At 73.3% G+C, this 23,588-nt stretch carries 22 protein-coding genes; 12 read left to right on the top strand and 10 right to left on the bottom strand.

Going from position 1 to position 23,588, the window contains the following annotated elements; translation table 11 throughout:
* Positions 1–46 precede the first annotated feature (46 nt).
* Together H283_RS0117910 and H283_RS0117915 are read left to right on the top strand one after the other, a co-directional pair.
* Positions 47–511 (top strand): SRPBCC family protein, encoded by a 465-nt coding sequence (locus H283_RS0117910; protein WP_020144908.1) that lies wholly within the window; start codon positions 47–49, stop codon positions 509–511.
* Positions 511–966: a GNAT family N-acetyltransferase gene (locus H283_RS0117915; RefSeq protein WP_020144909.1), complete on the top strand. Its 456-nt coding sequence runs from the start codon at positions 511–513 to the stop codon at positions 964–966. The genes H283_RS0117910 and H283_RS0117915 overlap by 1 nt, the downstream gene beginning before the upstream one ends.
* 71 nt (positions 967–1,037) lie before the next feature.
* Here H283_RS0117915 and H283_RS0117920 read toward each other — a convergent pair whose 3' ends face one another.
* From H283_RS0117920 to H283_RS0117930, 3 genes are all read right to left on the bottom strand, one after another.
* Complete coding sequence (locus H283_RS0117920) at positions 1,038–2,996, bottom strand: M13 family metallopeptidase (protein ID WP_028785704.1); 1,959 nt, start codon at positions 2,994–2,996, stop codon at positions 1,038–1,040.
* 135 nt (positions 2,997–3,131) lie between these two features.
* Complete coding sequence (locus tag H283_RS0117925; RefSeq protein ID WP_028785705.1) at positions 3,132–3,722, bottom strand: hypothetical protein; 591 nt, start codon at positions 3,720–3,722, stop codon at positions 3,132–3,134.
* Entirely contained in the window at positions 3,719–5,077 is a 1,359-nt protein-coding gene (locus H283_RS0117930; protein ID WP_196806017.1) for a PspC domain-containing protein, read from the bottom strand. The genes H283_RS0117925 and H283_RS0117930 overlap by 4 nt, the downstream gene beginning before the upstream one ends.
* Positions 5,078–5,162: 85 nt before the next feature.
* On the opposite strand from H283_RS0117930, the gene H283_RS0117935 reads away from it, so the two are divergent.
* Positions 5,163–6,638, top strand: a complete 1,476-nt coding sequence (locus H283_RS0117935; RefSeq protein ID WP_020144912.1) for an ATP-binding protein — start codon at positions 5,163–5,165, stop codon at positions 6,636–6,638.
* Positions 6,635–7,339: a response regulator transcription factor gene (locus tag H283_RS0117940; RefSeq protein WP_020144913.1), complete on the top strand. Its 705-nt coding sequence runs from the start codon at positions 6,635–6,637 to the stop codon at positions 7,337–7,339. The genes H283_RS0117935 and H283_RS0117940 overlap by 4 nt, the downstream gene beginning before the upstream one ends.
* Positions 7,340–7,499: 160 nt before the next feature.
* Here the strand turns inward: H283_RS0117940 and H283_RS0117945 are convergent, their stop codons facing one another.
* A complete protein-coding gene (locus H283_RS0117945) occupies positions 7,500–8,333 on the bottom strand; it encodes an alpha/beta fold hydrolase (protein WP_020144914.1) in 834 nt (277 codons plus the stop codon).
* Between the two features lie 250 nt (positions 8,334–8,583).
* On the opposite strand from H283_RS0117945, the gene H283_RS0117950 reads away from it, so the two are divergent.
* The 5 genes from H283_RS0117950 to nirD are packed head-to-tail and all read left to right on the top strand — an operon-like array spanning position 8,584 to position 16,794.
* On the top strand, positions 8,584–10,074 hold the full coding sequence (locus tag H283_RS0117950) for a NarK/NasA family nitrate transporter (protein WP_020144915.1): 1,491 nt from the start codon (positions 8,584–8,586) through the stop codon (positions 10,072–10,074).
* 17 nt (positions 10,075–10,091) lie between these two features.
* The gene (locus H283_RS0117955) at positions 10,092–12,218 is read left to right on the top strand and encodes a molybdopterin oxidoreductase family protein (RefSeq protein WP_020144916.1); all 2,127 of its coding nucleotides are present in this window, start codon (positions 10,092–10,094) and stop codon (positions 12,216–12,218) included.
* The gene (locus H283_RS25675; protein WP_020144917.1) at positions 12,215–13,783 is read left to right on the top strand and encodes an FAD-dependent oxidoreductase; all 1,569 of its coding nucleotides are present in this window, start codon (positions 12,215–12,217) and stop codon (positions 13,781–13,783) included. The genes H283_RS0117955 and H283_RS25675 overlap by 4 nt, the downstream gene beginning before the upstream one ends.
* On the top strand, positions 13,783–16,341 hold the full coding sequence (nirB, locus tag H283_RS0117965; RefSeq protein WP_028785706.1) for a nitrite reductase large subunit NirB: 2,559 nt from the start codon (positions 13,783–13,785) through the stop codon (positions 16,339–16,341). Before H283_RS25675 ends, nirB begins: the two co-directional genes overlap by 1 nt.
* A gap of 18 nt (positions 16,342–16,359) precedes the next feature.
* Positions 16,360–16,794: a nitrite reductase small subunit NirD gene (nirD, locus tag H283_RS0117970; RefSeq protein ID WP_020144919.1), complete on the top strand. Its 435-nt coding sequence runs from the start codon at positions 16,360–16,362 to the stop codon at positions 16,792–16,794.
* Positions 16,795–16,861: 67 nt separating this feature from the next.
* Here nirD and H283_RS0117975 read toward each other — a convergent pair whose 3' ends face one another.
* Positions 16,862–17,737 carry an SDR family oxidoreductase gene (locus H283_RS0117975; RefSeq protein ID WP_020144920.1) on the bottom strand — a complete coding sequence of 292 codons (876 nt, stop codon included), beginning with the start codon at positions 17,735–17,737 and terminating at the stop codon, positions 16,862–16,864.
* A gap of 96 nt (positions 17,738–17,833) precedes the next feature.
* Here H283_RS0117975 and H283_RS0117980 point away from each other — a divergent pair, with 96 nt between their 5' ends.
* The gene (locus tag H283_RS0117980) at positions 17,834–18,223 is read left to right on the top strand and encodes a helix-turn-helix domain-containing protein (RefSeq protein ID WP_020144921.1); all 390 of its coding nucleotides are present in this window, start codon (positions 17,834–17,836) and stop codon (positions 18,221–18,223) included.
* Here the strand turns inward: H283_RS0117980 and H283_RS0117985 are convergent.
* Positions 18,213–19,346 carry a uroporphyrinogen-III synthase gene (locus H283_RS0117985; RefSeq protein WP_156023307.1) on the bottom strand — a complete coding sequence of 378 codons (1,134 nt, stop codon included), beginning with the start codon at positions 19,344–19,346 and terminating at the stop codon, positions 18,213–18,215. The genes H283_RS0117980 and H283_RS0117985 overlap by 11 nt on opposite strands.
* A 77-nt stretch (positions 19,347–19,423) precedes the next feature.
* The gene (gene cobA, locus H283_RS0117990) at positions 19,424–20,491 is read right to left on the bottom strand and encodes a uroporphyrinogen-III C-methyltransferase (protein WP_020144923.1); all 1,068 of its coding nucleotides are present in this window, start codon (positions 20,489–20,491) and stop codon (positions 19,424–19,426) included.
* 166 nt (positions 20,492–20,657) lie between these two features.
* On the opposite strand from cobA, the gene H283_RS0117995 reads away from it, so the two are divergent.
* The gene (locus tag H283_RS0117995; protein WP_020144924.1) at positions 20,658–21,347 is read left to right on the top strand and encodes a sirohydrochlorin chelatase; all 690 of its coding nucleotides are present in this window, start codon (positions 20,658–20,660) and stop codon (positions 21,345–21,347) included.
* Here H283_RS0117995 and H283_RS0118000 read toward each other — a convergent pair.
* The 3 genes from H283_RS0118000 to H283_RS0118010 all read right to left on the bottom strand — a co-directional run bounded on the left by H283_RS0118000 (position 21,340) and on the right by H283_RS0118010 (position 22,800).
* Entirely contained in the window at positions 21,340–21,705 is a 366-nt protein-coding gene (locus tag H283_RS0118000; protein ID WP_020144925.1) for a CrcB family protein, read from the bottom strand. The genes H283_RS0117995 and H283_RS0118000 overlap by 8 nt on opposite strands.
* Entirely contained in the window at positions 21,702–22,067 is a 366-nt protein-coding gene (locus H283_RS25680; RefSeq protein ID WP_020144926.1) for a CrcB family protein, read from the bottom strand. The genes H283_RS0118000 and H283_RS25680 overlap by 4 nt, the downstream gene beginning before the upstream one ends.
* A 103-nt stretch (positions 22,068–22,170) precedes the next feature.
* Positions 22,171–22,800, bottom strand: coding sequence for a hypothetical protein (locus tag H283_RS0118010; RefSeq protein ID WP_028785710.1), 630 nt, complete (start codon positions 22,798–22,800; stop codon positions 22,171–22,173).
* A 122-nt stretch (positions 22,801–22,922) separates the two neighbouring features.
* On the opposite strand from H283_RS0118010, the gene H283_RS25685 reads away from it, so the two are divergent.
* Complete coding sequence (locus H283_RS25685) at positions 22,923–23,576, top strand: YigZ family protein (protein WP_020144927.1); 654 nt, start codon at positions 22,923–22,925, stop codon at positions 23,574–23,576.
* Positions 23,577–23,588 lie beyond the last annotated feature (12 nt).

Raw genomic sequence — 23,588 nt, forward strand, 5'->3', positions numbered from 1 at the left:
ACCCGGCGTGCGCCCGACCGGTGGCTCGCGATGGCAGGATGCGGCCATGGCCGACAAGAGCTTCCACATCAGCCGCGAGACGACGATCGCCGCTCCCCCTGAGCGGATCCACGCTCTCGTCAACGACTTCCACGAGTGGCGGGCCTGGTCGCCCTGGGAGGGCCTCGACCCGGCGATGGAGCGCACGTACGCCGGCCCGTCGTCCGGTGTGGGCGCCGTCTACGCCTGGCGCGGCAACAGCAAGGCCGGCGAGGGCCGCATGGAGATCCTCGAGTCGGAGCCGCAGCACCTCGCCGTGGACCTGCTCTTCGCCGCCCCGATGAAGGCGCACAACCGCGTGGACTTCACGCTGACGCCCGCGGGCGACGGCACCCGGGTCGAGTGGGCCATGACCGGCCCACAGAACCTCGTCATGCGCCTCATGAGCAGGGTGTGGTCGATGGAGAAGCTCATCGGGCCCGACTTCGAGAAGGGTCTTGCGCAGCTCAAGCGCGCCGCCGAGAGCGCCTGATGGGCATCGAGATCCGGCCGGCGAGCCGCGACGACGTGCCGGCGATCGTCGCCATGCTCGCCGACGACCCGCTCGGCGCCGCCCGTGAGGACCTCGGCGACCTGCACGCCTACGACGCGGCGTACGACCGGGTGGTGGCCGACCCCGGGCAGCACCTCGTCGTCGCCGAGCGTGACGGCATCGTCGTCGGCACGCTCCAGCTCACCGTCATCCCGGGGCTGTCCCGGCGTGGAGCCACGCGCTCGGTCATCGAGGGCGTGCGCGTCTCCCGCGACGAGCGCGGCACGGGTCTCGGGACGGAGCTCGTCACGTGGGCCGTCGAGGAGTCACGCCGCCTCGGGTGCACCCTCGTGCAGCTGACGAGCGACGCGAGCCGCACGGACGCCCGCCGCTTCTACGAGCGGCTCGGCTTCGTCGCCTCGCACGTCGGCTTCAAGCTCGCCCTCGACGACTGACCCCGCGGGCGCTGCCCACGGGGTCGGTCGTCACGCGACGGCTCCACTCGGAGGAAGCCGAAGACGCCTGCTCAGAAGATGCGGACCCGCTCGGCGTCGTCGAGCCACAGGGCGTCGCCGGGCTTGACCGCGAAGGCCTCGTGGAACTCGCTGAGGTTGCGCACGGCATTGCCGCGAACGTCCTGCGGCGAGTGCGGGTCGATGGCGAGCAGTCGGATGGCCTCGGCCTCGCGGGCCTTGCCCTTCCAGACCTGCGCCCAGCCGATGAAGAAGCGCTGCGGCCCGGTGAACCCGTCGAGCTCGGGCATGCCGGCGTCCTCGGTCGCGATGCGGTAGGCGGAGTAGCCGATCTGGAGGCCGCCGAGGTCGCCGATGTTCTCGCCGACGGTCAGACCGCCGTTGACCTTGTGGTCGTCGGACAGCCCCGCCGGGGTGTAGCCGCTGAACTGCTCGATGAGCCGCTGCGACAGGGCGTCGAACCGCTCGCGGTCGGCCTCCGTCCACCAGTCGCGCAGGGCTCCGGTGCCGTCGTAGCGCGAGCCCTGGTCGTCGAAGCCGTGGCCCAGCTCGTGACCGATGACGGCGCCGATGCCGCCGTAGTTGACGGCGTCGTCGGCGTCGAGGTCGAAGAACGGCGGCTGCAGGATCGCGGCCGGGAAGACGATCTCATTCATCGACGGCATGTAGTAGGCGTTGACGTGCTGCGGCAGCATGAACCACTCGGTGCGGTCGATCGGACCGCCGATCTTGGCGAGGTTGCGGTCGACCTCGAAGGCCGAGCTGCGCCGCACGTTGCCCACGAGGTCGGTCGGGTCGATCTCGATGGCGGAGTAGTCACGCCACACGTCGGGGTAGCCGATCTTGGGCGTGAACGCGTCGAGCTTGTCGACGGCCTGCGCACGGGTGTCGGGACCCATCCACTCGAGCGACGAGAAGGACCGGCGGAAGGCCTCGACGAGGTTGGCGACGAGCTGCTGCATGCGCTCCTTGGCCGCAGGCGGGAACCAGCGCTCGGCATAGAGCTGGCCGACGGCCTCGCCGACACACGACTCGACGACGGAGACGCCGCGCTTCCACCGCTCCTTGTTCTCCGGCTGGCCCGAGAGCGTGCGGCCGAAGAAGTCGAAGTCCTCGTCGACGAACGACTGCGGGAGCACCGACGCGAACTCCGACAGGACGTGCCACGTCAGCCACGAGCGCCAGTCGGCGACGTCGGTGGACTCGAGCGCGGCCCCGAGGCCGGTGACGAAGCTCGGCTGGCGCACGACGACCTTGTCGAACGAGCCCGCCGGGGCACCGAGGCCGGACAGCCACGCTTCCCAAGGGAACTGGGGCGCGAGTGCCTTGGCCTCGTCCAGTGAGTGGGCGTTGTAGGTCTTGATCGCGTCGCGGTTGCTCACGGTGTCCCAGTGCGACGCCGCAAGGAGGGTCTCGAGCGCCATGATGCTCGTGGCCTTGGCACCGGCGTCCGGGATGCCGGCGAGACCGAGCAGCCTCTCGATGTGCGCCACGTAGGCGGTGCGGATGTCGGCGTACTTGTCCTCGCGGTAGTAGGACTCGTCCGGCAGACCGAGACCGGCCTGCTCGAGGTAGACGACGTAGTCCTCCGGCGAGCGCTCGTCGGGCGACACGAAGTGCTGCAGGGCGCCGGCGACACCGTCACGGGCGACGCGGCCGAGGGCCGTCCCGAGCGAGTCGACGTCGTCGACCGCCGCGACCTCCGACAGCACCACCTGCAGGGGCGCGAGCCCGAGCTCCTCGATGCGGTCGGTGTCGGTGAAGCTGGCGTAGAGGTCGCCGACCTGGCGCTTCGGGGACCCCGGTGCGCCGGCCTCGTCGGCGGCTGCCTCCTCGATGAGGTCGCGCACCCGCGCGGTGGACTCCTCACGCAGGATGTCGAACGTGCCGAAGCGGGCCCGGTCGCCCGGGATCTCCGTCGTGTCGAGCCAGGTGCCGTTGACGAACCGGAACAGGTCGTCCTGCGGGCGGGCGGACCGGTCGAAACCCTCGAGCGTGATGCCGGACTTCATGAGCACGTTCTCTCCCCACTGCGAGTGCCGGACCTGACCGGCGAGCGTGCTCCCGAGCCTAGTCACGACCGCCGACGCCACGTGCGGCGACCACCCGAGGAGGTGTGCCGTGTGGCGGCGTCGGCGGCCTGTGGCTCAGCGCCGCATCCGGCCTGCGACGACGCCGGCGAGGCCGACGAGCAGGAGCATCCCGCCGAAGGCGCCGACCATCGACGGGCCCACCATCCGGAAGCTGAGGTCGGCGTCGGTGAGGTTGGCGACGAGGATGTAGGCCGCCACGAGCATCGTCAGCAGGCCGAGCATGATCGAGCCGGGGCGCGGGCCCTTGCGGACCGTGACGAGGGCCGGGCGCGGGGCCGGCTGCGGTGCCGGCGTCGGCACCGTCGGCGCCGGCCACGAGGGATCGGGCGCCGAGGTCGTCGGCGGCGGCAGGTGCGGGAGGCGGGCTCCGGCGGCGACGGCGTCGTCGGGGACCGGCGTCGCGGGCTCGACGCGGAAGGGCGTCGACGCGGGCAGCGCCTGGGTCGACGTGGACGGGATCGTCGTCGTCTCCGCCGGGTCGGGCGTCGGGCCGGGCGTCAGTGCCGGGTCGGGCGTCGGTGCCGGGTCGGCCGTCGGGTCGCGGAACTCCGCCGTCGGGTCGGGGGTGTCGGTGCTGCTCATGTCGCTGCTCTCCGCTGGGTTCGTCATCGGGTCGTTCGTCGGGTTCTGGGCTCCGGCGCTCATGACGCGCTCGCCGTCGTGATCTTGATCTGGCCGACGCCGAGCTCGGCGTCGACGACGATCTCGGGGGTCTTCGTGGTGTCACCGAAGGTCACCGTCTGCGTCCAACCCGTGCCTTCGTGCTGGAGCTCGTCCGGCCCGACGCGTCGCATGCCCTCGCCGGCCACTCCGGGTCCGGTGGCGATGATCTCGCCAGCCCGCGCCCGGGTGTTGACGACCACGTTGACGCCCTCGGGGACGACGAGGTCGAGCTCGCCGACGCCCATCGTCGTCGTCACGGTGTCCGTCCCCGTGGTGCCCTTCCAGTTCGCATCACGCAAGTCGACCTTCATCTGGCCGAGGCCGAGCTCGAAGGCCGGAGCCGGCGTCATCGAGGTCACCGTGTAGCTGCGGTCGCCCGCCTGCCAGGGCTGCGAGAGACCCATCGGTGCGGCCGTCGTCGCCGCGGCCGCGATCATGCCGATGACGGCGAAGAACGCGAGCCCTCCCGACCGACGTCCGGCGAGACCGGCCACGAGGATCCCGAGGCCGAGCACGCCCAGACCGGAGGCGATCCCGACCGCCACGTGGTTGCCCGGCCAGCCGGCCGCCTGGGCGACGGACGACATCACGACACCGACGACGATGGCGAGTCCGAGGACGAGCAGCCCACCGGCGAAGCCGATCGCGCGGGTCCGCTCACGGACCGGCGTCGGCGCGGGTGGACGCGGCGCCGCGAGAGTCGCGCCGGCGTTCGCCGCCGCGTTGCCCGTCGAGCCGTATGCCGTCGCTGGCGCAGGTGCAGAGGTGCCGGCTCCGGTGCCGGGCTGGCCGACCGGCTGGCCGACGGGCTGCCCGGTCACGGGGTCGACGGTCGTCGCGCCGGCCGCACCCGGTCCAGACGTGCCGCGGTTGCGCCACGGCGCCTGCTCCATGAGCTCACGGCCGGTGGCGGTCCGGGTCGCGAACCACCAGGCACCGACGACGAGGAGCACGAAGCCGAAGAAGCGGAAGCCCCTCGAGTCGCCGCCCCACCAGGGGCCGCCGCCGAGGACGGAGATGGCCGTGACGACGAGGAGGAAGATCGAGCTGCCCTCGCCGTGCTTGAGGGCGCGCTCGACGTGGATCTCGCCGCGCTCGTCGGGCATGAGCAGCCACAGCACGAGGTAGAGCGCGACACCCATCCCGAAGAAGATGGAGAAGAGGATGAAGCCCGCCCGGACGACGAGCGGGTCGACGCCGAGCCAACGGGCCAGGCCCGTCGCGACGCCGGCGAACCAGCGACCGTCCCCCTGACGCACGATCCCCGGGCGTCGCAGAGCGGTGTAGAAACCGTCGAGGCCGTGCCCCTGCGGAGGGGCGTCATTGCTTTTCGTCATGCCACCACAGTGGCGCGCCGGACGCCCGCCAACCATGAGGGTCGACCCTGAGCGCACCCTGACGCGACCCCCAAAGGAGGCCGGGATGGTCGCCCTCGCCCGCCGGGTGGGTCAGGATGGAACGGTGCAGACGGCATACGAGAACGGAACGGGCCCCGTGCGCCCGGCCTGGCGGGCGACGCCACGGCCCCCGCTCGTGCGCCAGCGGCAGGGCAAGGTCATCGCGGGAGTCGCGATGGGGCTCGCCGAGCACCTCGGCCTGCCGGTCGTCGCCGTCCGAGTGGCGCTCGTCCTGACGAGCATCCCCTTCGGCGCGGGGCTCGCCGTCTACGTCTTCCTCTGGGCCACGATGCGCGAGGTCGGCGACGTCGACCCGGCGATCGCCGCCGCCACGACCCAGGCGCCGGGCAGCCCGACCGCGGTCGGCCCCGCGAGCGTCGGCACCACGTCCGTCTCCCCCGGAACCCGACAGCACCACGTCGACCTCGCCGGCCTGCGCACGTGGCTGCGGAGCGGCAACCAGGCCGTCATCATCACCCTCCTCGGCGTGGCCGCCCTGGCCGTCGCGGGGGCGCTCTGGCTCGGGGGTGCCGGCCTCGACGTCCACGCCGAGCTCATCCTCCCCGTCGTCGCCATCGTCATCGGCGCGATCTTCTTCTGGTCGCAGCTCGACGACACCGACACCCTCGGCGCGCGCCGCCCGGTGCGCTGGATCTGGCTCGTCGTCGGCCTCGGCCTCACCATCCTCGGCCTCGTCGGACTGCTCGTGCGCGGCACCAACCTCACCGAGCTGTGGCAGGTGGCGGGTGCCGTGCTCGCCGCCCTCGTCGGGGTCGCCGTCCTGTCGGCGCCGTGGATCCTGCGGCTCTGGAGCAACCTGCGCCTCGAGCAGGCCGCGCGCATCCGGGCCACCGAACGCGCCGACATCGCCGCCCACCTGCACGACTCGGTGCTCCAGACCCTGGCCCTCATCCAGCGCCAGTCCGGCGACGCCGCGACCGTCGCGCGACTCGCCCGCGCCCAGGAGCGCCAGCTGCGCAGCTACCTCTACGACGAGGACGCCCGGGCCGGCACGCTCGGTGCCGCGCTCACCGCGGCCATGGGCGAGGTCGAGGACCTCCACGGTGTGCCCGTCCAGCTCGTCGTCACCGGCGACCGGCCGATGGACGAGCACCTCGACGCCCTCGTCAAGGCCGTGCGCGAGGCCACGTGGAACGCCGTGCGCCACGCGAGCCCGCCCGTCAGCGCCTACGTCGAGGTCGGGCCCGACGCCGTCGAGGCGTTCGTCCGTGACCACGGTGCGGGCTTCGACCTCGACACCGTGCCCGACGACCGGGCCGGCGTGCGCGAGTCGATCATCGGCCGCATGGAGCGACACGGCGGCACGGCCCGCATCCGGCGCCGCGCCGACGGCACCGAGGTCGTCCTGCGCCTGCCCGTCCGGCAGCCGCAGGCGCCCGAGGCGTCCGCCCCCGGTGCGCCGGCTGATCCACCCGTCACCACCCCCAGCAGCGACCCCGGCAGCGCGCCGGACCCCGACCCCCAGGAGCAGGCTTCATGACCGACCCGCGGACCATCCGCATCGTCATCGTCGACGACCACCACATGTTCCGCACCGGCGTGCGCGCCGAGCTGACCTCCCTCGCCGCCACGCCGCGGGCCGGGGGCTTCACGCTCGAGATCGCCGGCGAGGCCGGTGCGGTCGAGTCGGCCGTGCAGGTCATCAAGGAGCAGCGACCCGACGTCGTGCTCCTCGACGTCCACCTGCCCGGCGGCGACGGACACGGTGGTGCCGACGTCATCCGGGCGTGCGCCGGCGTCCAGTCGGGGGCCGACGTGCCGGTGCGCTTCCTCGCGCTCTCGGTGTCCGACGCCGCCGAGGACGTCATCGCGGTCATCCGCGCCGGCGCCCGGGGCTACGTCACGAAGACGATCAGTGCCGAGGAGCTGCTCACCGCCATCGGTCGGGTGGCCGACGGCGACGCCGTCTTCAGCCCGCGCCTCGCCGGCTTCGTCCTCGACGCGTTCGGCGCGACGGCGGGTGAGGTCGCCGAGATCGACGAGGAGCTCGACCGCCTCTCGGCGCGCGAGCGCGAGGTGATGCGCCTCATCGCGCGCGGCTACCAGTACAAGGAGGTCGCGAAGGAGCTCTTCATCTCCGTCAAGACCGTCGAGACCCACGTCAGCTCGGTGCTGCGCAAGCTGCAGCTCAGCTCACGCCACGAGCTGACCGCCTGGGCCATGGGCCGCCGCCTCCTCTGACCCCACCCCCACTCGAGTGAGCGCCCAGCCACACTCGAGTGAGCGCCCAGCCACACTCGAGTGAGCGCGTACTCCCATGGCGTGGGCGAACGGTCCGTTCGAGTGGGACGACGCGCTCACTCGAGTGGGACGGGGCGCTCACTCGAGTGGTGTCTGTAGGTCACTCGTCGGTGGCGGCGACGAAGCGGCGCAGGGCGGTGACGATGATCTCCGGCGCGTCGGTGTGCACCCAGTGACCGGCGCCCTTGATCGTGAAGAGCCGCGTGCGCGGGAAGTGGCGTCGCATGCGCTCGCCGTCCTCGCGCTTGACGTACCGGGAGTCGCCGCCGGCGACCCACAGCACCGGCCCCTCGTAGGGCGGGAGCGCGTCGGCGTCGTCGGGCCAGTCGGCGATGCGTGAGTCGACCCCCAGCGCGGCGTCGCCCGCGACGAGGTCGAGGTTGACCTGCCAGCGCCACGTCTGCCCGTCACGGCGCAGGTTCTGCAGGAGGAAGGCCTTGACGCCGGGATCGGGCTCGCTGAAGCGGGCCTCCGCGTCACCGCGGCTCGTCAGCTCGGCGAGCGGCAGGGCCTGCATCTCGCGGATGTAGCCCTCGAAGCGCTCGAGCGAGCCGTAGCCCTTGGGTGCGATGTCGACGACGACGAGCCGTTCGACGAGCTCGGGATGGCGCAGCGCGAGCACCATGGCGACCTTGCCGCCGAGGGAGTGGCCGACGACGGTCCACCGCTCCCCCTCGCCGACCGCGCGGAGCGTCGCGGCCACGGCGTCGGCATACGCGTCGAGCGAGAACTGCTGCGACCACGGGGACCGGCCGTGGTCGGGGAGGTCGACGAGGAGGCAGCGGGCGTCCGTGCCCTCCGCGCCGCTGACCGCCTTGGCGATCTGGTTCCAGTTGCGGCCCTGGCCGAAGAGCCCGTGGAGGAAGGCGATGCGGGGCCCGGCCGTGCCCACGGACAGGGTGTTGAGGGAGGCCTGGTCTGCAGCCGTGGTCATGAGCGCGAGCCTACGCGGCAGCCCACCTCACGCGACTCCCGGTCGTCCGTGAGGACCCCGCGGGAGCGCTCCGTGCGTGACCTCACCGACCCTCCCGGAGTCCGTGAGACAGCTGTAACCACGGCGTCACAGCAGGCCCGGCGACCGGCAACACCGGCTTCCTAGCGTGAGCGTCACGCTCTCGCAGCGGCCCAGACCCGCCTCACCCCGTCACCGTCCCGCTCGGCTCGAGCAGCCCAGGAGGAACCCCGTGAGCACCACCACCGGAAGCAGCACCGACAGCACGACCGGCAGCGCCGCCGAGACCACCACCGCGTCACCCACTCCAGTCCCGGCGCTCGACCGTCCCGGTCGCTTCCGTGAGCTCACCGCGCCGAGAACGCGGGTCATCCGCGACTGGGACCCCGAGGACACGGCGGCGTGGGAGGGCGGCAACAAGGACGTCGCCCGCCGCAACCTGATCTGGTCGGTGGCCACCGAGCACATCGGCTTCTCGATCTGGTCGATCTGGTCGGTCATGGTCCTCTTCATGCCGCAGGCCGTCTACGGCTTCACGCCCGCCGACAAGTTCTTCCTCGTCGCCGTCCCGACACTCGTCGGCGCCGTGCTCCGGGTGCCCTACACGATGGCGACGGCGTTCTTCGGCGGCCGCAACTGGGCCATCGTCAGCGGCGTCGCCCTCCTCGTGCCGACCACCCTGACGTGGTGGCTCATGGTCAACCCCGGCCACTCCCTGACGACCTTCCTGCTCGTGGCCGGGCTCGCCGGGCTCGGCGGCGGCAACTTCGCCTCGTCGATGACGAACATCAACGCCTTCTACCCGCAGCGGATGAAGGGCTGGGCCCTCGGGCTCAACGCCGGTGGCGGCAACATCGGCGTCCCCGTCGTCCAGCTCGTCGGGCTCCTCGTCATCGCGACGCTCGGCAACCGCCGGCCCGAGGTCGTCTGCGCCGTCTACCTCGTGCTGCTCGCCGTCGCGAGCATCGGCGCCGCGGTCTTCATGGACAACCTCGACCACCAGACGGCCAACCCGAAGGCGATGCTCGAGGTGCTGCGGCACGCCGACGCGTGGGTCATCTCGCTGCTCTACATCGGCACCTTCGGCTCGTTCATCGGCTTCGGCTTCGCGTTCGGACAGGTGCTCAACCAGACGTTCCTCGCCGGCATGACCGGCGGCGCCGCGCCGACGCCGGCCCAGACGGCGGCCGCGAGCCTGCACGCCGCCCAGATCGCCTTCGTCGGTCCGCTCCTCGGCTCGGTCAGCCGGGTCTGGGGCGGCAAGCTCGCCGACCGCCGAGGCGGGGCCGCGGTCACCCTGTGGACGTTCGTCGGGCTCACCGTCGCAGGGGTCCTCGTCACGCTCGCCGCCCGCTCCGACGACGTGACGTCGGGCGCGGCGACGGGGCTCCAGCTCACCGGCCTCATCGGCGGCTTCGTCCTCCTCTTCGTCCTCTCGGGCATCGGCAACGGCTCGGTCTACAAGATGATCCCCGCCCTCTTCGAGGCGAAGTCGGCCTCGATCCCCGGTCCCGCCGTCGAGCGCACGGCCTGGTCACGCTCGATGGCAGGCGCGCTCATCGGCATCGCCGGCGCCATCGGCGCCCTCGGCGGCGTCCTCATCAACCTCGGGCTGCGCGCGTCCTACCAGGGCGCCAGCCACTCGGCCACGGCCGCGTTCGTCGTCTTCACGCTCTTCTACGTCGGCGCCGCCACCCTGACGAAGGTGCGCTACCGCCGATGACCGCCACCTCATCGCGAATGCCGTCCCGCTCGCTCGGTGGGGACGTCCCCTCCGAGCGGGCAGGGGTCGCGACGCACTGTGCGTACTGCGGGCTCCAGTGCGCGATGACCCTCACCGGGTCGTCCGCGGCCGACCTCACGGTCAGCCCGCGTCGCTTCCCGACGAACCGCGGCGGCCTGTGCCAGAAGGGCTGGACGAGCGCCGAGCTCCTCCGGACACCCCGTCGGCTCACCACTCCTCTCGTCCGCCGCGACGGCGAGCTCGCCCCGGCGTCGTGGGACGAGGCCCTCGATGTCGTCGCCGACACCATCGTGCGGACGCAGGCGGCCTACGGCCGGGACGCCGTGGCGGTCTTCGGCGGTGGGGGCCTGACCAACGAAAAGGCTTACCAGCTGGGCAAGTTCGCCCGAGTGGCGCTCCGCACGAGCCAGATCGACTACAACGGTCGCTGGTGCATGAGCTCGGCCGCCGCGGCGGGCATCCGCTGCTTCGGCCTCGACCGCGGCCTCCCCTTCCCGGTCACCGACATCGGTTCGGCGCACGCCGTGCTGCTCCTCGGCGCCAACCCCGCCGAGACGATGCCACCCTTCCTGACGCACCTCGTCCGCGCCGCCGACGCCGGCGGCCTCATGGTCGCTGACCCGCGCCTCACCCCGACCGCGGCCAAGGCCCTCGACGGCGGCGGGCTGCACCTGCAGCTGCGTCCCGGCACCGACGCCGCGCTGGCGCTCGGCATGCTGCACCTCGCCGTCACCGAGGGGTATGCCGACCGCGGGTTCGTCGCCGAGCGCACGACGGGCTTCGACGAGCTATGGGCGACCGCGGCGCAGTGGCTGCCCGAGCGCGTCGAGCGGGTCACGGGTGTCGCCGTCACGACGATGCGGGCTGCCGTCGCCGCACTGGCCCGCGCCCGCGACACCGAGCGCGGCGCCTACATCCTGTCGGCGCGCGGGACCGAGCAGCACGCGAGCGGCACCGACACGGTGACGGCGTTCATCGCCCTCGCCCTCGCGCTCGGGCTGCCCGGCAACCCCGGCACCGGCTTCGGCACGATCACCGGCCAGGGCAACGGCCAGGGCGGGCGGGAGCACGGCCAGAAGGCCGACCAGCTGCCCGGCTACCGCAGGATCGACGACCCGGCAGCGCGGGCCCACGTCGCGTCGGTCTGGGGCGTCGACCCGGCCGACCTGCCGGGCCCCGGTCGCAGCGCCTTCGAGCTGCTGTCGGCGCTCGGCACCGACGGCGGCCCGCGCGTGCTCATGGTCCACGGCAGCAACCCCGTCGTCTCGGCACCCGACGCGCGGGTCGTGACGGAGCGCCTCGCCGCCCTCGACCTGCTCGTCGTCTCCGACTTCGTCCTCTCCGAGACGGCCGCCGTGGCCGACGTCGTGCTCCCCGTCCTCCAGTGGGCCGAGGAGGAGGGCACGCTGACCAACCTCGAGGGCCGGGTCCTGCGCCGCCGCAAGGCGCTCGACGCGCCCGCCGGGTGCCGCAGCGAGCTCGAGCTCTGGAGCGAGCTGGCGCGCCGGATCGGCTGCAGCACAGCCTTCCCCACCGAACCGCGCGTCGTCTTCGACGAGCTGCGCCGGGCCTCCGCCGGCGGTCCGGCCGACTACTCCGCGGTGACGTGGGAGCGGCTCGACGCCGGCGAGAGCCTCCACTGGCCGTGCAGCACCGCGCGACCGGAGGGCACGCCGCGACTCTTCCTCGACGCCTTCGCGACACCCGACGGTCGCGCCCGTTTCGTCGCCGTCGACCACGTGGGTCCCGCCGAGGCCGACGACGCGACCTATCCCCTGGTCGCGACGACGGGTCGGGTGCTGCAGCACTACCAGTCCGGCGCCCAGACGCGGCTCGTCGCCGAGCTGTCGGCGGCGGCGGGCGACGTGTTCGTCCAGGTGCACCCCGACACGGCTGAGGCCGCCGGTCTCGGCGACGGCGACCTCGCCGACGTCGTGAGCCGTCGCGGCCGGACCCGCGCCGTCGTCCGCGTCGACGACGACATGCGCGCCGACGTCGTCTTCCTGCCCTTCCACTGGGCCGGTGACGCACGAGCCAACTCGCTGACCCACGCCGCCCTCGACCCGACCAGCCGCATGCCCGAGTTCAAGGCGTGCGCCGTCCGCCTGGAGGCCATCGCATGACGCGAGCCCGCACCCATGTCCTCGTCGTCGGCAACGGCATGGCCGGCGCCCGGCTCGCCGAGGAGATCCGCCACCGGGATCCCGACGCCGAGCGCTTCGCCGTCACCGTCGTCGGCGAGGAGCCGCACGCGGCCTACAACCGGGTGCTCCTGTCGACCGTCGTCGCCGGCGGCATCAGTCCGCGCGACACGCGCCTCAAACCCGACGGCTGGTGGGCGGCGCGCCACATCGACGTCGTCGCCGGCTCCCGGGTCGCAGCCGTCGACGTGGACGCACGCACGGCGACGCTCGACACCGACGGCACCGAGCGAGTCGTCCTGTGGGACGAGCTGGTCCTCGCGACCGGAAGCACGAGCTTCGTCCCCCCGACCGAGGGGTTGTATGCCGGGCCGCCCGGTCCTGCGACCCCGCTGGCCGACGGGGTCGTCGCCTTCCGCACGGTCGACGACTGTGGTCGCATCGTCGCAGCGGCCGAGTCCGTTTCCACCGCAGTCGTGCTCGGCGGCGGTCTGCTCGGGCTCGAGGCGGCCCGTGGCCTGCTCGCCCGGGGCGTCGACGTCACCGTCGTGCACCCGCAGGACTTCCCGATGGATCGCCAGCTCGACGCCGACGGCGGCGCCGTCCTGTCCCGCGTCGTCCGCGGCATCGGCGCCCGCCTCGTGCTCGGGCGGCTCGTCGTCGAGCGACACGCACCGGTCGACGGGGGGTCAGCGCACGTCGTCCTCGACGACGGTACGACCCTCGCCGCCGACCTCGTCGTCGTCGCGACGGGCGTCCGGCCCCGCACCGACCTCGCCGTCGCGACCGGTCTCGAGGTCGACCGCGGGATCGTCGTCGACGACCGCCTCGCCACGTCGTTCCCGCACGTCCACGCCATCGGTGAGTGCGCCCAGCACCGCGGTGAGGTGCCCGGACTGGTCCAGCCCGGCTGGGACCAGGCCCGCGTGCTCGCCGACGTGCTCACCGGCGCCGACCCCGACGCGACGTACGAGGGCACGAGCGTCCTGACCCGGCTCAAGGCCCACGACATCGACCTCGCGAGCATGGGCACGGTCGCCGTCGACGTCCACGACCCCGGGCACGAGGTGCTCACCTTCACCGACCCGAGCCGGGGTCGCTACGCCAAGCTCGTGCTGCGCCAGGACCGTCTCGTCGGCGCCATCCTGCTCGGCGTCGGTGACGCGGCGGGCGCCCTGACCCAGCTCTACGACACCGGCTCGGTCGTCCCGCGGGACCGTCTGTCGCTCATGCTCGGTCGCGCGATCACCCGGTCGGGAGCCACCGAGGCCGTCAACCTCGCCGAGATGCCCGGCACGGCCGTCATCTGCCGGTGCAACACCGTGACGAAGTCCGCGATCGTCGGCGCGTTCCGGACGGGCGCCGAGACCGTCGGCGCGGTCGCCGAGGCGACCCGGGCGACGACCGGCTGCGGCTCGTGCAGGAGCGCCGTCGACGGCCTCTGCTCGTGGCTCCGCTCGTCGGAGCCGGCCGCCTCCCCCACCTCCACCTCCTCGACCCCCGAACCGGTGTCGGCAGCCGCTGCCCTGACCGAAGGAGCCGCCTGATGTCCACCACCACCGAGAACCCGACGCGCACCACCACCCGCACGGTCGTCGTCGTCGGCCACGGCATGGTCGGCCACCGCTTCGTCGAGGCGCTGCGGTCGCGCGACACGGAGAGCACGTGGAAGGTCACCGTCCTCTCGCAGGAGGCGGAGGCGGCATACGACCGCGTCGGCCTCTCGTCCTACGTCGGGGCCTGGGACCGCGCATCGCTCGCCCTCGCCGGCAACACGTATGCCGGTGACGACCTCGTCGACCTGCGGCTCGGCACACGCGCCGAGCACGTCGACCGCGAGGCACGCACCGTCACGACGAGCGCGGGCGACGTCATCGCGTACGACGAGCTCGTCCTCGCGACCGGCTCCCACCCCTTCGTGCCCCCGGTGCCGGGCCACGACTCGACGGGCTGCTTCGTCTACCGCACGCTCGACGACCTCGACGGCATCCGCGTCGCCGCCGAGTCCGCGATCGAGCGGGCCGCGGCGGCAGGGCGCGAGGCGAACGGCCTCGTCGTCGGCGGTGGCCTCCTCGGCCTCGAGGCAGCCAACGCCCTGCGCCTGCTGGGACTGACGCCGCACGTCGTCGAGTTCGCTCCGCGCCTCATGCCGCTCCAGGTCGACGACGGCGGCGGCGCGGTGCTCGAGGGTCTCATCAGCCACCTCGGGGTGCAGGTCCACACCGGGGCCGGCACGAGCTCGATCGCCGTGCAGGAGGACGGTCGCCTCGCCGTCGAGCTCTCCGACGGCACGGCGCTGCTCACCGACCTCGTCGTCTTCTCGGCGGGCGTGCGCCCGTCGGACGCGGTGGCGCGCGCCGCCGGCCTCGACGTCGGCGAGCGGGGCGGCGTCCTCACCGACGCCGCGTGCCGCACGAGCGACGAGAACGTCTGGGCCGTGGGCGAGGTCGCCGCCGTCGAGGGTCGGTGCTACGGCCTCGTCGCCCCCGGCTACACGATGGCCGAGGTCGTCGCCGACCGGCTCCTCGGGGGGGAGGCGAGCTTCCCCGGCGCCGACCTGTCGACCAAGCTCAAGCTGCTCGGCGTGGACGTCGCCTCCTTCGGGGACGCGATGGCGACGACGCCCGGGGCCCTCGAGATCGTCCACACCGATGCGACGAAGGGCACCTACGCCAAGGTCGTCGTCAGCGACGACGCGAAGACGCTGCTCGGCGGCATCCTCGTCGGCGACGCCTCGGCGTACACGACGCTCAAGGCGTACGTCGGCCGCGAGGTCCCCGGCGACCCCGGCGCGCTCGTGTCTCCCGCCGGCGCCGAGCTCGGTGCGGACTCCCTGCCCGACGACGCCGTCATCTGCTCGTGCAACAACGTGACGAAGGCGTCGATCTGCGGTGCCATCGCCGAGGGCGCCTGTGACCTCGCGGCCATCAAGGGCTGCACGAACGCCGGAACCACCTGCGGCGGTTGCCTGCCCACGGTCAAGAAGCTGCTTGTCGACTCGGGTGTCGAGCTCTCCAAGGCGCTGTGCGAGCACTTCGAGCAGAGCCGGGCCGAGCTGTTCGAGATCGTGGCCTCGACGGGCATCCGCACCTTCTCGGGGCTCCTCGCGCGCTACGGCACGGGCACCGGGTGCGAGATCTGCAAGCCCACCGTCGCCTCGATCCTCGCCTCGACGAGCAGCGACCACGTGCTCGACGGGGAGCAGGCGGCGCTCCAGGACAGCAACGACCACTTCCTCGCCAACATCCAGAAGAACGGCACCTACTCCGTCGTCCCGCGGATGCCCGGCGGCGAGGTCACGGCCGAGCAGCTCATCACGATCGGCCGGGTGGCCCAGGACTTCGGTCTCTACGTCAAGGTCACCGGCGGTCAGCGCATCGACCTCTTCGGCGCCCGCGTCGAGCAGCTGCCCGCGATCTGGCGGCGCCTCGTCGACGTCGGCATGGAGTCGGGGCAGGCCTACGGCAAGTCGCTGCGCACCGTGAAGTCGTGCGTCGGCTCCTCGTGGTGCCGGTACGGCGTGCAGGACTCCGTCGGGATGGCCGTCGACCTCGAGCACCGCTACCGCGGGCTCCGGTCGCCGCACAAGATCAAGTTCGGGGTCTCGGGCTGTGCGCGCGAGTGCGCTGAGGCCCGCGGCAAGGACGTCGGCGTCATCGCCACCGACCGAGGCTGGAACCTCTACGTCTGCGGCAACGGCGGCCAGACGCCGGCCCACGCGCGACTGCTCGCGAGCGACCTCGACGACGAGACCCTCGTGCGCTACATCGACCGCTTCCTCATGTTCTACGTGCGCACGGCCGACCGCCTCCAGCGCACGGCTCCGTGGCTCGACGCGCTCGAGGGCGGGCTGGAGCACCTCAAGGCCGTCGTCTGCGAGGACTCGCTCGGCATCGCCGACGACCTCGAAGGCGCGATGGGGCGTCACGTCGAGGGCTACCGGGACGAGTGGAAGGCGGTCCTCGACGACCCCGAGAAGCTCTCGCGCTTCGTGTCGTTCGTCAACGCCCCGGACGAGGCCGACCCCATGGTCGCCTTCGACGAGTCGGGCCCGCGCAAGGTCCCGGTGCTGCTGGGGCTGCCCACTGTCCGCGAGAACGCCTGAGTGCGAAAGGAACCCATCATGACGACACTCACCACCCCACCCCAGGTGCTGCCGGCGGAGGTCGCGCCCACGGCTGGTCGCAACGTCGTGCGGCCCGGGATCCTGCCGTCCCCCGGAGCGAGACAGTGGGTGTCAGCCTGTCCGGTCACGGCGCTCGTGCCCGGCCGAGGGGTCGCCGTGCTCCTGCCCGGCGGCGCCCAGGCTGCCCTCTTCCTGCTCCCCAACGGGATGATCTACGCCGTCGACAACCTCGACCCGTACGCGCGGGCCGCGGTCCTCTCGCGCGGTCTGACCGGTGACCGCAGCGGCGAGCCGACCGTGGCCTCACCGCTGCTCAAGCAGGTCTTCTCGTTGCGCACCGGCGCCGCCCTCGACGACCCGGAGGTCGCCCTCCCGACGTATGCCGTCCGCGTCCAGCACGGCACCGTGCGAGTCGGGCTCCCGCTCCCCTGACCGTCGACAGGCCACCAACGGGGACCCGTTCGTGGCCTATCGAGGATGAGGCAGGGGTGCCTCGGGGTCAGGCTGCGGCGACGAGTGCTGCGCGGAGGGCGTCCTCGAGGCCGGTCGTCGGGCGGCCGATGAGACGGGACAGGTCGCCGGTGTCGGTGAAGAGGGCCCCCTCGGCGATCCCGCGGTCGCTGTCGGCGAGCACGCCGGCATACCCCTCGGGAAGACCGGCCGCGACGAGTGCCGCGGTGAAGTCGGGGACGGACAGGTCGCGGTAGGCGACCTCGCGCCCGGCGACGCGACCCACCGTCTCGGCGAGCTCGCCGAGGGAGAACGCGTCGTCGCCACCGAGCTCGTAGACGGCGCCCTCGTGGCCCCGTCCGTCCTCACCCGCGAGCACCACGGCAGCGGCGTCGGCGTAGTCGGCCCGGGTCGCGGCGCTGACGCGGCCGTCTCCGGCGGCACCGAGGACGGCGCCGTGCTCGAGGACGGTCGGCAGCTGGCCGGTGTAGTTCTCGAGGTACCAGGAGTTGCGCAGCAGGGCGTGCGGCAGACCGGACGCCGCGAGCAGCTCCTCCGTGGCGCCGTGCTCGGCGGCGAGCGTGAGGTCGGACGAGTCGGCGCGCGTGATGCTCGTGTAGGCGACGAAGCCCACCCCAACCCGCTTGGCCGCATCGATGACGTTGGCATGCTGGGTGATCCGCTGCCCGACCTCGCTCCCGGAGACGAGGAGGAGCCGGTCGACACCGACGAACGCGGCGTCGAGCGACGCCGGGTCGGTGTAGTCGGCTCGGCGCACCACGACACCGCGGTCGGCCAGGTCGGCGACGGACTCGGGGTTGCGGGCGATGGCGACGACATCGGCGGCGGGCGTGCCGCGCTCGAGGAGGGACTCGACGACGAGACGGCCGAGGTGGCCGCTGGCACCGGTGACGAGAAGGGTCATGGCGTTCCTTTCGGGTGGGGCTGACATCCACGAGAACGACCGCGCCCACGGCATACTTCCCAGAAGTTAGTACCCACTTTGAAGTAAGGTACTGACATGACGGTTAGTCCCACCCTGCGTCGACACTTCCCCGACGGCGTCTTCGCCGCCGACTGCCCCAGCCGCGTCGTGCTCGACCACGTGACGAGCAAGTGGGGCACGCTCGTCATCCTCGCCCTCGCCGAGGGCGAGCCCCTGCGGTGGAGCGAGCTGCGGCGTCGCGCCGAGGGCGTCAGCGAGAAGATGCTCGCCCAGACCCTGCGCATGCTCGAGGCCGACGGGCTCGTCCACCGGGACGCCCGGCCGGTCGTCCCGCCGCACGTCGAGTACTCCCTCACGGCACGGGGCGGCGCGCTCGCCGAGCGGATGGTGCCGCTCATGGACTGGATCGCCGACCACGCGCCCGCCATCGTCGGCGACGCCGAGGCTGCTGCCGCTACACGTTGAGCCGGTAGCCCCGCCGCACGACGGTCTGCACGAGGTGACGGTCGGGCAGCGCCGACCGGAGCCGACTCACGGCCATGTCGAGGGCGTGCTCGTTCTCGGCCTCGGGCAGCTCGTCGAGGAGCCGCTCGCGGCTCAGCACAGCGCCCGGCTCGGACATCAGGGCCGCGAGCATCGCCCGCGGCCCGCGGGCCAGGGTCACCGTCTCGCCGCCGAAGGTCACGACACGCCCGTGCACGACGAGCGGACCCAGCGCGGTCTGGACCTCGGCGACGCCGTTGAGCGTCAGGTGCTCGATGACGGTCCGGATGAGCGCGCCCATCCGGAAGCGGTCGGGCACGATCGGCGTCACCCCGAGGTCGAGCAGCGGTGCCGCCGTCACCGGCCCCACCGCGGCGGCCGTGACGCCACACCGCAGGGCCTCGACGAGCACGCCGTCCATGCCGAGCTGCGCTGCGGCAGAGACGAGTCCGTCGACCGCCGGTGCCGACGTGAAGGTGACGACGTCGACCTCTCGGGCCGCAACGGCCGCGACGAGACGCCCCAGCCGGCTCTCGTCGGTCGGCCGCACCCAGCGGTAGGGCGCCACGGTCAGCACCGTCGCCCCCGCCGACCGCAGCCGTTCGAGCTGCTCCACGTCCTCGTGGCCGTGCAGCTGCACCGCGACCCGCCTCCCGACGACGCCGCCCTCGAGTGCGAGCCCGACCGTGGATGCCGTGCGCTCGTCGTCGGCGATGCCGTCGTCGTCGTGGCCCGCGGCCCGCACCGCGCCCCGCGCCTTGGGACCGCGGACGATTATGCGGGCCCGGTCGAGGGTCCGCGCCAGGTCCTCACCGAGGCCCGCCGCGTCGGCCGCCTCGATCCACCGCCGGAAGCCGTAGGCCGTCGTGACGATGACGACGTCGGGGCGGCAGTCGATGACGGCGCGCGTGTCGCCGATGAGGATCTCGTCCTCGTCGACGGGGGCGATGCGGACGGCCGGCGCGTGCAGCACCTCGGCGCCACGGCGCACGAAGGCGTCGATGAGGTCTCCCGACCGCCGGTCGGAGGTCACGGCGATCCGGAAGCCGTCGAGCACCGGGCCCGTCGGGTCCACCCGGGCGGCGTCCGGGTCGGGTCCGGTCAGCTCGGCCGACCACGCCGTCGGCGGGTGGCTGCGCCGCGCCTGCCGGGCTGCTCGCGTGGAGGCGACGCTCGGCTCGCTCACGCGACGCCGTCCATCGCGGGTGCGTCGGCGGACCCCGCCCCCACGCGTCGGGCCCACACGGCCGACTGGCGCACGACCTCGCCGACCACGATGACCGACGGCGACGTGGCCCGGGCCCGGGCCGCGAGGTCCGGCAGCGTGGCGAGGGTCCCGACGATGCTGCGCTGGTCGGGGGTGAAGCCGCGCTCGACGACGGCAGCCGGAGTGTCTGCGGCCAACCCGGCCCGGGCCAGCGCCGTCGTCAGCGGGACGATGTTGTGCATCCCCATGAGGAGGACGACGGTTCCTCCGAGGCCCGCGAGCGAGCGTGCCTGCTCGGGCTCGAGGGGGACGTGCCCCGACACGACGGTGAAGACGTGGCTGACACCGCGGTGGGTGACCGGTATGCCGGCACTCCCCGGCACGCCGACGGCCGACGAGACCCCGGGCACGACCGTCACGGGCAGGCCCGCCTCGACGGCCGCCGCGACCTCCTCGCCGCCGCGGCCGAACACGTAGGGGTCACCGCCCTTGAGGCGCACGACCGTGAGGCCCGCGCGCGCCCGCGCGACCATGATCCGCTCGATCTCGTCCTGGGGCACTGCGTGGTGTCCCGGCCGCTTGCCGACGTCGACGACCTCCGCACCGGGCGCGAGACGCGCGACGTCACCGACCTCGGCGAGCCGGTCGGTGAGCACGACGTCGGCCTCGGCGAGGGCGCGGATCCCGGCGAGCGTCAGCAGCTCGGGACCCCCGGGACCCGCCCCCACGAGGACGACCCGACCCCGGGGCGCGTCCGGGACCTCGACCACGACCGGGCACCGTCCCGCGAGCGCGTCGCGGACGGACGCCCACCCGGCTCCCGGCCCGACGAGCACCGCGAGTCGCGCGTCGGCGCACACCTCGTCCGTCACGTCGCCCGGCGAGGGAGCGACCGTGACCACGGCCCCGGCTCGCTCGTGGCGTCGCACGACGGAGGCCGTGAGGCCCGGAGGCCCCACGACGAGCACGGGCAGTCCCGTCAGGTCGGTCTCGATCAGCACGGCGGCCTCCCGTCGCAGCTCGTGGTCCACGTCGGCTCCCACGGTAGGAAGGGTGTGTTTCGTCCGCGTTTCCGTCCCGCGATGCCCCGGTAACGGCCGACTCACCCGGGCGTGGGCGTCCAGTGCGGTCGCGACCCGGGCCCCGTCCCGCGTCCTCACGACACCGACGGTCCGGCTCGACCTGACTCCGACCTGACAGAGTGGGCCCATGACCAGCCCCGTGCCCGTGCTCGTGGCGGTGGCGCACGGCACGTCGTCCGCCGCCGGCCGGTCGGCCATCGGCAGCCTCGTCGCGGCCGTCGCCGCGCGGCGCCCGGACCTCACCGTCCGCGCGGCCTTCGTCGACGTGCAGCCCCCGGACCCTGCCGCCGTGCTGTCGTCGCTGCACGACGACGCGCCTGCGCGGCTGGTGCCACTGCTCCTGTCGGCCGGCTACCACGTCTACGTCGACCTCGCCGAGGCCGCCGCACGAGTGCCCGGCACCACGGTCGCACCGGCCCTCGGCCCCGACGACCGCCTCGCCGACCTGCTGCGCGACCGGCTCGTGGCAGCCGGGCTGCGCGACGACGACACCGTCGTGCTCGGCGCGGCAGGGTCGTCGCAGGCCTCGGCGGTCGACGACTGCGAGCGTGTCGCCGCCGCCCTCGGGCGGCGCCTGGGGCGACCCGTCGTGGCCGGCTACCTGTCGGCCGTGGAGCCGAAGCTCGCCGATGCCGTTGCAGCACAACGTGTTCCGGGGCGTCGCGTGGTGGTCGCCACCTACCTGCTCGCGCCCGGGTTCTTCGCCGACCTGGCCGGCAGGTCCGGCGCCGACGTCGTGACGCCACCGCTCCTGCTGCCCCACGAACCCGCGCCCGAGGCCCTCGTCGACGTCGTCGTCGAGCGCTACCTCAGCTGACGAGCGCCCAGGCGCTCCAGGCCGCGAACAGCCCGAGCGCCACGTTGACGACGACGTTGCCGACGGCGTTACGGCGACGGTTCTCGAGCCACAGCTCCACGGTGTCGGCCGCGAGCGTCGACAGGGTCGACAGGCCGCCGCAGAAGCCACCGATGAGGACGAGCGACCACGTCGGCCCGAGCTCGGCCCGGGCGGCCACGACGGCCCCACCGACCACCGACGCCGCGACGTTGGCGGCGAGCACCCCGAAGGGCAGCGGTCGCTTCGACAGCGTCCGCACGAGCCACGTGCGCAGGAGGGCGCCGATCGAGCCGGCTGCCACGGCGAGCGCCCAGCCCCACCAGGCGACCGCGGTCACGCGGTCCCCCGGACACCGGCGGTGAGCAGACCACCGAGCCACATGCCCAGCGCGGCGGCGGCCACCCCGAGGCCGATGCTCGTCAACAGACCGAGCGCGACGGCATACCCGGGGGTGCCGTCGACGAAGGTGATGCTGAGCGCCGAGAAGGACGTCAGCGAGCCGAGCCCGCCCGAGGCGAGCATCGAGCGGAGCCGGGGCCGCACGGGAAGCCGGACGAGCACCCCGAGCAGGAAGGCGCCGACGACGTTGATGACGCTGATCCGCGGGTCCCAGCCGACCGCGCCGCTGCCGCCGATCGTCAGGAGCAGCCGTAGCAGGGTGCCCACGGCGCCGCCGAGGGCCACTGCGAACGGGTGCATGGCGCCAGTCTCTCAGCCCGAGCACGGCCGTCCGCGCGAGGCCGCTGTCCGGGCGAGCCGCGACGCGACCGTGCCGGGCAGTCCCCGGCGGGCTCAGGGGTCCTCAGCGGATCGGCAGGCCGAGACCGTGCGCTGTGGCGGCGGCCACGTCGGCAGGAAGCGCCGGCCCGTACGCCGCGTCGACCGGCGCCGACCCGGCACCGGCGGACGGGCTGCCGAACCACAGGCCCCAGCCCATCCCGTGGAGCGGCTGCGGAACGCCGGGCGTGACGATCGGTCGACCGCCGTCCGGTCCCCACCCGACGAGGACCTGCGACCACGCGGCGGCCGGCGCTGCGTGCAGCGTGGGTCGACCCCCGTGACCACCTGCGCCGCCACCCGTGTGACCAGTCGTCTGACCGTCGCTTGTGGGAGCGGCAGCACCACCGCCACCGACGCTGTGGTGCGACCCTCCGTCTCCGACGGACGTGCCGCTCGAGCGGTGCTGGAGGTCGGCGTTGTCGTGCAGGCGTCGTGACAGCCGGTCGAACTCCGTGCTGATCCGCGTGAGGTCGTGCTCGACCCGCCGCCACCGTTCGACGAGGTGCTGCAGGTCCGGCCCGTGCCAGGCCCCCTGCATCGTCGACACGGCTCGCTGCCCACGCGCGCGGACGACGTCGACCTCACGGCCGAACGACGCCATCCGGCCCGCCGAGTCGCGCAGCGCGTCGACGTCAGCACCCTTCGAGAACACAGATCTCCCTTCACCCCTGCACACCGGGCCCATCCTCACCTGCCGGCGCCGCCCCGTGCAATGGGGAGCCCTCCCCGCTTCCACGGCATACTCGGAGCGTCCCGCCCACCGCCGGAGAAGGTATGTGGCTGAGCCCGCCGCGTCGCTACCTCACCCTCGCGTCCCCGGCCTCCGCCGAGCTCGAGGTGAAGCGCTCACGCTTCCTCTGCGACGTGGCGCCGGTGGCGTCCGAGGAGGACGCCAGGGCGTTCATCGAGACGGTGCGGTCGGCCACGCGGGACGCGGGGCACCACTGCACCGCGTTCGTGCTCGGGCCCGATGGCGACACCCAGCGCAGCAACGACGACGGCGAGCCCTCGGGGACGGCCGGCGCGCCAATGCTCGACGTCCTGCGCGGTCGCGCCCTGACGGACGTCGTGGCCGTCGTGACCCGGTGGTTCGGTGGCACCCTGCTCGGCACCGGAGGTCTCATCCGCGCGTACGGTGACGCCGTCACCTCCGCCGTCGACGCGGCGACGCCCGTGGCCTACGCGCTGCGCGACGGGCTCGTCGTGACCGTCGGGAGCGCCGACGCGCCGCGCGTCGAGAACGCGCTGCGCGGCCACCCCGGGTGTGCCGTCACGTCGACGACGTGGGGAGCGACCGGCATCGTCCTCGCCCTCGCGGTCGAGCCCGGCACCAGCGACTCCGTGCGCGGGCTCGTCGGCGCCCTCACCGCAGGCGCGGGAGAGGTCACGGGCGGACCCGGGTCGTGGGTCCGGGTCCCGACGCGGTAGTCGTCCCCTTGC

The sequence above is a fragment of the Terracoccus sp. 273MFTsu3.1 genome, from assembly GCF_000383675.1.
In the GTDB taxonomy this organism is placed as follows: Bacteria; Actinomycetota; Actinomycetes; order Actinomycetales; family Dermatophilaceae; genus Terrabacter.